The sequence below is a fragment of the Rhizobium sp. BR 250 genome (genome assembly GCF_047445855.1).
GTDB classification, from domain to species: Bacteria; Pseudomonadota; Alphaproteobacteria; order Rhizobiales; family Rhizobiaceae; genus Agrobacterium; species Agrobacterium tumefaciens_I.
Genome location: NZ_JARWKW010000010.1, coordinates 237,488 through 243,707, shown reverse-complemented (window position 1 = coordinate 243,707; position 6,220 = coordinate 237,488). Strand labels below are relative to the sequence as shown.

Annotated in this window: 10 protein-coding genes; all 10 read left to right on the top strand. The window is 60.4% G+C overall.

The genetic code is table 11. The annotated features are described in order from the left end of the window. The first annotated feature begins 115 nt into the window (after positions 1 to 115). The 10 genes from QD336_RS17535 (at position 116) to QD336_RS17490 (ending at position 6,207) form a co-directional block, all read left to right on the top strand. The gene (locus QD336_RS17535) at positions 116 to 268 is read left to right on the top strand and encodes a hypothetical protein (protein WP_162723670.1); all 153 of its coding nucleotides are present in this window, start codon (positions 116 to 118) and stop codon (positions 266 to 268) included. After that, positions 265 to 1,041 carry a hypothetical protein gene (locus QD336_RS17530; RefSeq protein ID WP_499171510.1) on the top strand — a complete coding sequence of 259 codons (777 nt, stop codon included), beginning with the start codon at positions 265 to 267 and terminating at the stop codon, positions 1,039 to 1,041. Before QD336_RS17535 ends, QD336_RS17530 begins: the two co-directional genes overlap by 4 nt. A 156-nt stretch (positions 1,042 to 1,197) precedes the next feature. Further along, a complete protein-coding gene (locus QD336_RS17525; RefSeq protein WP_499171509.1) occupies positions 1,198 to 2,427 on the top strand; it encodes a phage portal protein in 1,230 nt (409 codons plus the stop codon). After that, positions 2,417 to 2,809 (top strand): hypothetical protein, encoded by a 393-nt coding sequence (locus QD336_RS17520; protein ID WP_499171508.1) that lies wholly within the window; start codon positions 2,417 to 2,419, stop codon positions 2,807 to 2,809. The genes QD336_RS17525 and QD336_RS17520 overlap by 11 nt, the downstream gene beginning before the upstream one ends. Beyond that, positions 2,809 to 3,354 (top strand): HK97 family phage prohead protease, encoded by a 546-nt coding sequence (locus tag QD336_RS17515; RefSeq protein WP_499171507.1) that lies wholly within the window; start codon positions 2,809 to 2,811, stop codon positions 3,352 to 3,354. The genes QD336_RS17520 and QD336_RS17515 overlap by 1 nt, the downstream gene beginning before the upstream one ends. A 1-nt stretch (position 3,355) precedes the next feature. Further along, a complete protein-coding gene (locus tag QD336_RS17510) occupies positions 3,356 to 4,534 on the top strand; it encodes a phage major capsid protein (protein ID WP_499171506.1) in 1,179 nt (392 codons plus the stop codon). A gap of 89 nt (positions 4,535 to 4,623) precedes the next feature. Continuing rightward, entirely contained in the window at positions 4,624 to 5,010 is a 387-nt protein-coding gene (locus tag QD336_RS17505; protein ID WP_499171505.1) for a hypothetical protein, read from the top strand. An 82-nt stretch (positions 5,011 to 5,092) separates the two neighbouring features. Further along, the gene (locus QD336_RS17500; RefSeq protein WP_499171503.1) at positions 5,093 to 5,374 is read left to right on the top strand and encodes an endonuclease; all 282 of its coding nucleotides are present in this window, start codon (positions 5,093 to 5,095) and stop codon (positions 5,372 to 5,374) included. Further along, the gene (locus QD336_RS17495) at positions 5,371 to 5,859 is read left to right on the top strand and encodes a hypothetical protein (RefSeq protein ID WP_112260999.1); all 489 of its coding nucleotides are present in this window, start codon (positions 5,371 to 5,373) and stop codon (positions 5,857 to 5,859) included. Before QD336_RS17500 ends, QD336_RS17495 begins: the two co-directional genes overlap by 4 nt. A gap of 33 nt (positions 5,860 to 5,892) precedes the next feature. Next, positions 5,893 to 6,207: a head-tail connector protein gene (locus QD336_RS17490; protein WP_499171501.1), complete on the top strand. Its 315-nt coding sequence runs from the start codon at positions 5,893 to 5,895 to the stop codon at positions 6,205 to 6,207. The last annotated feature ends 13 nt before the right edge of the window (positions 6,208 to 6,220 follow it).

Sequence of the window (6,220 nt, the reverse complement as noted above, 5' to 3'; positions counted from 1 at the left end):
CGACCTGCGCAGATCGTCTTATCCCGGCTCTGAAAGAGCGCTTCGGCCTTCGCAATATCGAGGCGATTGAAGCCGCCAAGATTGCACGCGGGCTTGATTATGCGAGGTCGCTCTAATGGCTGCACCTCGCTCCGTCCGTAAGAAGCTCGCCCAGCAGCGAGCCGAAGAGAAACGCAATCAGTTGATTGCGAATGCCGAAAAGCGCCTTCCTAAGCGCATGGCGGCCATCTACGCCAAACAGAAGGAACAGGGAGGCCGCGACAAGTGACCTCTTCCATTCCTGTATCTGCCGCTCTGCTCCGCAATCTTGCGGGGCGGAAGTGGAACGATGACGCTTTGGCTCAAGCATTCGAGACTGGCGAAGCCCATACCCGCAAGGCTAGCAATGGCCCTGCGAAGGTGTTCGGCCGCCTGTCTTCGCGCTTCATTCGCCCCGGCACTCGGAAGCATCCGACATCGCCAGACAAGGACGCCTCACGCCAGCGTAAGCGCTCGTGGGCCGGCTCTGGTATGCCGCGCGTGATGTGGAAGCATTACACCGAGGGTGAACGGGCCGTGCTGTGCGTGGTGGGCGATCAGGTCAAGCGCCATGGCTATTGCGACCTCCCGCTTGATCGTATTGCAGCAGTCGCTGGCGTCAGTCGGACAACCTGCCAGAACGCCTTACGCAAGGCGCGGCATGTCGAGCTGGCACATGTGACCGTCGAAGAGCGGCCGCGAGCCGGCCAGAAGAACCTAACCAACGTCATCCGCATCATTGCAAAGGACTGGCTTGGGTGGTTGAAGCGCAGCATAGGGTTCAAAAGGGTTAGCCCCACGGTAGCGAAGGAAGATAATATCTCTTCTCCTGTGTCTGCTGATAGGTCGCAAAGGGCTTATGAGAGGGAGAGAGCGGGCCGCACAGCGCCAAGCATTGAACCTGCCAGCGGTGCGCAGGCGGAACGGCCACAAGATGCACGGAATGCCCGCGCGGTTGATCGTGCATGGCGACGGTTCGGGCGGTCTGGCGTGACTGGATCGGCAGGCCGGGGGGTGGTCTAAGACTTTCGACCTCTCGCGGGAACCGGCGGGGGGTCCTACGCTCTATATTTTTACCAATTAGAGTGTTTTTTCTTGTAATTACATGGCCTTAAGTGGTTTTGGACTGTCCACATTTGTCGAATTCACGCGAAACTTTTTTTCCGGCATAAAATCGGAATGAAGATTTGGCCTTTCTCCCGAACCGAAAATATCGAGCGCCGTGACGCAAACGTGGCGGATGCGGACGGAATTTTGTCCGCGCTGTGGTCCGGCGCGGCAAGTGGTGCGGACGGAATTTCGGGCGCTATGGCGCTTCGGGTTCCCGCCGTCGCAAATGCGGTTCGCGTGATTTCCGAAGCGGCGGCAACGCTCGATGTTCGGATTATGGAGCGCGGCGAAAACGGCGTCGAGACTGAGGATAAAAATCACCCGGTCGGGCTGTTGTTGCGCGGTGACGTGAACGGATGGACTTCCGGTTTCGAGCTTATCCGCGACCTGACATCCGGCGCGCTGACAAACGATGCGGGCGGTCTGGCCTACGTCAACCGCGTGGGCGATCAGATCCGCGAGATCATCCGTTACCAGCCTTCTGCCATCACTGTTCAGTACGATCCGCAAACCGGGGAACCCACGTACCGGGTGAACGGCAATACAGTCCCGTCAAGCAACATCGTTCATGTTCGCGGGCCGTTCGACAAGTCCCCCCTGACGCTGGCGGCCGAAGCCATCGGCGCGGCGAAGGTCATGGAAAGCCATGCGGCGAACCTGTTCAAAAACGGCGCGCGCCCCGGCGGCGCAATAGAAACGCCCAAATCGCTTGGCGATGAAGGCGTCAAAAAGATGATCAAGGCTTGGCGGCTCGCCCATGAAGGTGCTGCCAACGCTGGCAAAACGGCAATCCTTTGGGACGGTGCGAAGTTCAATCCCTTCACGTTCAATTCCGTCGATAGCCAATTCATCGAATTGCGGCGGTTTCAAATCCTCGAAATCTGCCGGGCTTTCCGCATTCCGCCGTCGATGCTCTACGAGCTGGAGCGCGCCACCTGGTCGAACAGCGAACAGATGGGCCGCGAGTTTCTGACCTATACGCTTGAGCCATGGTTGCGGGCGCTGGAAGCGGCGCTGGGCCGTGCCCTGTTTTCCCGCGCTGACCGTTCGCGCTTCCGCATCCTGCTCGACCGCGACGATCTTACCCGCGCCGATCTGACGGCCCGCGCAACGGCGATTTCCAGCCTCATCAGCGCCAAGGTTCTGAACCCGAACGAGGGCCGCGCGTGGCTCGACCTCGCGCCGTACACCGGCGGCGAGGAATACGGAAATCCTCACATCAACCCGAACACTCCCGGTGTGGGTCACAACGGCGGCCCTAAGCTGGATGATAAGGAGCCTCCCGCCGATGAAGTATGATGATCTGAGCGCCAACCTTGCCGATCAGGAGCGCGGCCGCTGGCTGGATATCCTTGACCCTTGGGACGGCAAGCCCTTGGGCCTTCGCCTTTTGGTGGCCGGCCCTGACAGCGATACTCAGCGCAAGGCCCGCGTAGAGATGGCCGACAAGCTGGCGGAAGCGGCTGATGTTGACGGCAAGGTGTCTTTCGAGACACGCGAAAAGTTGCGGATTTACTGCCTCGCCCGCTGCGTTCTCGGCTGGGACTTGGCCGCATCCTTCGGCCTTGAAGCGCAGTTCGGTCAAGTCGGCGTCATCAAGCTTTTGCGCTTCGCGTGGCTGGAGCAACAGCTTGACACCTTCGCCGGCGACCGCGCGAAATTCCGTAGCGAGGCCGCGTGATGGACAGCCTCGATCTTTCCTTCCGTTTCGAACCCAGCGCGGATGCGGCCGAATTCTCCGGTTATGCCGTCATATGGGACGAGCGGAACGGCCATAATGAGATCGTCCAGCGCGGCGCATTCGCCAAGACGCTTGCCGATCATCGCGCCGCCGGGACAAAGCCTGTCATGTTCTGGTCGCACAACCGGGATGACATTATCGGCGTTTGGGACGAAATCCGCGAGGATGAAAAGGGSTTGTTCGTTCGCGGCCGGCTCCTGAAAGAAATCAGCCGTGGGCGCGAAGTCCACGAAATGATGAAGGCCGGGGCAGTCAACGGCCTGTCCATCGGCTTCCGCGTACCGCCGGGTGGCGAAGAGCGCCGTAACGGCGTCCGTCACATCCGCCAGATTGACCTGGCTGAAATCTCGGTTGTCGGGCTTCCGTCCGCCGGCCGCGCCCGCATCACTTCCGTTCGCAGTTCTGGCCGCTCTGTCGAGAGCGCAGCGGCCTTCATCGAAGCATGCCGGAAGGCGAGTTGCGCTCTCATCACCAAAGGAAAGTAAGATGACACGACACGCTGCCCTTGCAGTTTCCGCCGCAATGCTTCTGGCCGGCCGGCCGCTCGAAACCCGCGCCGAACCGGGTGACGATGATCCCTTGGCACTTGCCACGCGCACGGTTGAGGAACTGCGCGCCGGCTTCGACACGTTCCGCACCAGTTCGGAAACGACAATCACCGAACTGCGCGCACAGGTGACGGACCTCGAAACCCGCATGAACCGTCCCGGCGGCGGCGATCAGCGCAATGAAGAACCCACGCTTGAGCGCCGCGCGTTCACCAACTTCCTGCGCATGGGCCGCGAGGGCATGGAGGCGGAAGAGGTTCGCGCCTTGATCGTTGGTGACGACACCAAGGGCGGCTATCTGGCGCCTGCCGAGTTTCAGGCGGAAGTCATCAAAGGCATTGTCGAAATTTCCCCGATCCGGCAGGCCGTGCGCGTCGGATCGACCGGGGCCGGCTCCGTCATCCTTCCGAAGATGACCGGCCGTCCTACCGCCTCGTGGGTTGGCGAAGACGAGGAACGCGACGAAACGACCATGACGTATGGTCAGCTCGAAATCCCGATCCATGAAATCGCATGCTTTATCGATGTGTCGCAAAAGCTGCTGGAAGACTCGGCCATCAACGTGGAAAGCGAAGTTGCCTCGGAGCTTTCGCAGGAATTCGCGCTGAAGGAAAACGCGGCCTTCTCAAATGGTAACGGTGCGAAGAAACCGCTCGGCATTCAGCAGGTTCCGAACATCGCGGAAATCATCAACGGCGATGTGACCAAGATCGATGGCGATAAGCTTATTGGGTTGATGTATGCCCTGCCTGCGGCCTACCGCAACAATGGTTCGTGGCTGATGAACGGCACCACGGTCGGCATCGTCCGCACCATGAAGGACGGACAGGGCAATTACCTATGGCAACCGTCATATCAGGCGGGCCAGCCGTCCACGCTGTTGGGCCGTCCGGTCATCGAAGATCCGACCATGCCCGATGTTGCCGCAGGCCCGTTTCCGATCATCTACGGCGATTTCTCAAAGGCGTATCGCGTCTATGACCGCGTCGGCATGTCGATCCTTCGCGATCCGTACACGCAGGCGACGAAGGGCATGGTTCGTTTCCACGCCCGCCGGCGCGTCGGTGGTGGTCCCGTTCTGACCGAGGCGCTGCGCAAACTGAAGATGGCGGCATAAAAAGTCGCAAGTTGGCGACTTTTCTTGACGGCAAAAAGAGTGGGCAAATTGTCCACTCTTTCCCACCAAACCCACCCCGGAGAAATCTTATGCGAGACCTCGTACATAACATCAAGGCGGTGATTGCCGCCGCGCCCGCTTCGCGCGGTGCGAGCTTCGACGGCCCGGCCGTTGATCTGCTCGGCTTCGACAGCGCCGCCCTTATCGTTTCGACCGGAGCGATTACCGGCGCTGGCGACATGAGTGTGAAGCTTCAGGAGAGCGACACCACAACGGCCGGCGACTTCACGGATGTTCCGGCCGATCATTTGCAGGGCAGCATCGCCGGAAGCCTTGCGGCCAACTCGACCGCGAAAATCGGCTATCGCGGCTTCAAGCGCTATCTGCGGGCAGTTCTCACACTCAACAGCGGAACCAGTGTGACGGTCGGCGCTGTCTTCGCGCTGGGCGGCGCGGCAGAAAAGCCGGTGGCCTGACGTGCCGTCCCGCGCTCCCTCCGTTTGCGGCCATTGTGGCAGGGCGCACGCGCCTGGCGAACGCTGCGCGGCGATGGCCCGCATGGCGAGGGAACGCAAGGCGCGCTTCGATCAGAAACGCCCGCATGCCCGCGCACGCGGGTATGACCGCGAATGGGAAAGGGAGGCGAAAGCCTATCTCTCCCGCCCTGAAAACCAGCTCTGCCAGTGCGGCGCGAAAGCCGTTGTGGTGCGGCATATCAAGAGCATCCGCCTTCGCCCCGAACTGCGCATGGATCAATCGAATTGGCGTCCCGGTTGCCAGCGCTGCAATGCGCTCGATGCCGCCGAAGAGCGCCGCAACACCCAAAGGAAACCGAAATGACCATTTATGCGTCGGCTGGGGCCAAGCTTTTTATCGGCACCACGAAAGAACAGAAATCCACGGATTTCGTGATTGGCGATTTCTCGGCCGAGAACGCCGTAACGTGGAAGGAAATCGGGGAGGTCGAAGCGCTCGGCTCCGTTGGCGATACCAGCGAGGCCATCAACTTCACCGCCATCGGCGATGCCAGAACGCGCACGCTGAAAGGCCCGCGCTCGGCCGGCACCATGGAAGTTGTCTGCGGTCTCGACGCTGAGGACGAAGGCCAGCAGGCCGCCATCGCTGCCGAAAAGACCATCCACGATTACGAATTCCGCATCGTCCTCAATGACGCGCCGGCCGGCGGTACGCCATCGAAACGGTACTTCATCGCCAAGGTGATGAGCCAGTCCGAACAGTTCGATCAGGCCAACAACGTCATGAAGCTGAATGTCAGCCTCGGCGTCAACAGCAACGTTGTGAAGGTCGCTCGGGCGGAAGCCTGATTTTCTTCACCATAGCCAGACGCGAGGCCGTCCATGATCATCACCGTTCCGCAAATCAAAGAACAACTGAATATCGACGCCGAAGATAATTCGGATGACGCGCTGCTCTCCCGCAAGATCGAGGCGGCGCAAAACCATGTCGAGCGGCTTTTGGGCTTCAAGGTTGCGGAACGGTACGGCGGCGATGAACACGAGGCTGTACCGCCCGCCCTGATGGAAGCCGTCTCGCAGCTCGCGGCGCATTGGTATGAGAACCGCGAAGCATCCGTCATCGGCATGAGCGCCGGCGCACTACCGTTTGGCGTGCAGGACATCATCCGCGAATACAGGGACTACAGCTTTGGCTAACGATGGTGGAATT